Origin of the sequence: Streptomyces panaciradicis, assembly GCF_023516615.1 — a bacterium.
Classification (GTDB): domain Bacteria; phylum Actinomycetota; class Actinomycetes; order Streptomycetales; family Streptomycetaceae; genus Streptomyces; species Streptomyces panaciradicis.
Map to the genome: position 1 here is coordinate 1 of NZ_JAMGBF010000175.1, position 1450 is coordinate 1450.

At 69.4% G+C, this 1450-nt stretch carries 2 protein-coding genes; both read left to right on the forward strand.

What is annotated here, in order from left to right; translation table 11 throughout:
* On the forward strand, positions 1–497 hold a 497-nt coding region (locus M8J74_RS38310; RefSeq protein ID WP_505016717.1), incomplete at its 5' end, for a phosphoglucose isomerase-related protein.
* Between the two features lie 11 nt (positions 498–508).
* Positions 509–1441, forward strand: a complete 933-nt coding sequence (locus M8J74_RS38315) for an NADP(+)-dependent, decarboxylating phosphogluconate dehydrogenase (RefSeq protein ID WP_249840851.1) — start codon at positions 509–511, stop codon at positions 1439–1441.
* The last annotated feature ends 9 nt before the right edge of the window (positions 1442–1450 follow it).

Sequence of the window (1450 nt, forward strand, 5' to 3'; positions counted from 1 at the left end):
ACGGCCAGCACGCCTACTACCAGTTGATCCACCAGGGCACCAAGGTCATCCCGGCGGACCTGATCGGCTTCGCCCGCCCGGTCGGCGAACTGAGCGACGAGCTCAAGGCCCAGCACGATCTGCTGATGGCCAACCTGTTCGCGCAGGGCCAGGCGCTGGCCTTCGGCAAGACCGCGGACGAGGTCCGGGCGGAGGGGGTGCCCGAGGAGCAGGTCGCGCACCGCACCTTCAAGGGCAACCACCCCACCACGACCGTCCTGGCCCGTGAGCTGACGCCCTCGGTCCTCGGTCAGCTGATCGCCCTCTACGAGCACAAGGTGTTCGTCCAGGGCGCCGTGTGGAACATCGACTCCTTCGACCAGTGGGGCGTCGAGCTCGGCAAGGTGCTCGCCAAGCGCGTCGAGCCCGCCCTGACGGAGGGCGCGGACGTCCCCGGCCTCGACCCCTCCACCACCGCACTCGTGGCCGCCTACCGCGACCTCAAGGAAGGCAACTGAACATGACAGCGATGCAGCTGGGCCTCATCGGTCTGGGCAAGATGGGCGGCAACATGCGCGAGCGGCTGCGCCGCGCCGGCCACACCGTCATCGGCTACGACCGCAATCCCGAGCTCTCCGACGCGGCGAGCCTCGCCGACCTGGTCGACAAGCTCGAAGCCCCACGCGTGGTCTGGGTGATGGTCCCGGCCGGCGCCCCGACCCAGTCGGTCGTCGACGAGCTGGGCGACCTGCTCTCCCCTGGCGACACCGTCGTGGACGGCGGCAACTCCCGCTGGACGGACGACGAGAAGCACGCCGCCGAACTCGGCGCCAAGGGCATCGGCTTCGTCGACGCGGGCGTCTCCGGCGGTGTGTGGGGACTGCAGAACGGCTACGCGCTCATGGTCGGCGGCGACAAGGAGCACGTCGAGCGGCTCCAGCCGATCTTCGAGGCGCTCAAGCCGGAGGGCCCCTACGGCTACGTCCACGCGGGCAAGGTCGGCGCCGGGCACTTCTCCAAGATGGTCCACAACGGCATCGAGTACGCCATGATGCAGGCCTACGCCGAGGGCTGGGAGCTGCTGGAGAAGGTCGACTCCGTGGACAACGTCAGCGAGGTCTTCCGCTCCTGGCAGGAGGGCACGGTCATCCGCTCCTGGCAGGAGGGCACGGTCATCCGCTCCTGGCAGGAGGGCACGGTCATCCGCTCCTGGCTGCTGATCCTCGCGGTCAACGCGCTCGACGAGGACCCGCACCTGGACAAGCTGAAGGGGTACGCGCAGGACTCCGGCGAGGGCCGGTGGACGGTCGAGGCGGCCATCGACAACGCGGTGCCGCTGCCCGCGATCACGGCCTCCCTCTTCGCGCGCTTCTCCTCCCGCCAGGACGACTCGCCGCAGATGAAGATGGTCGCCGCGCTGCGCAACCAGTTCGGCGGCCACGCCGTCGAGTCGAAGAAGTAGCCTGCCGTG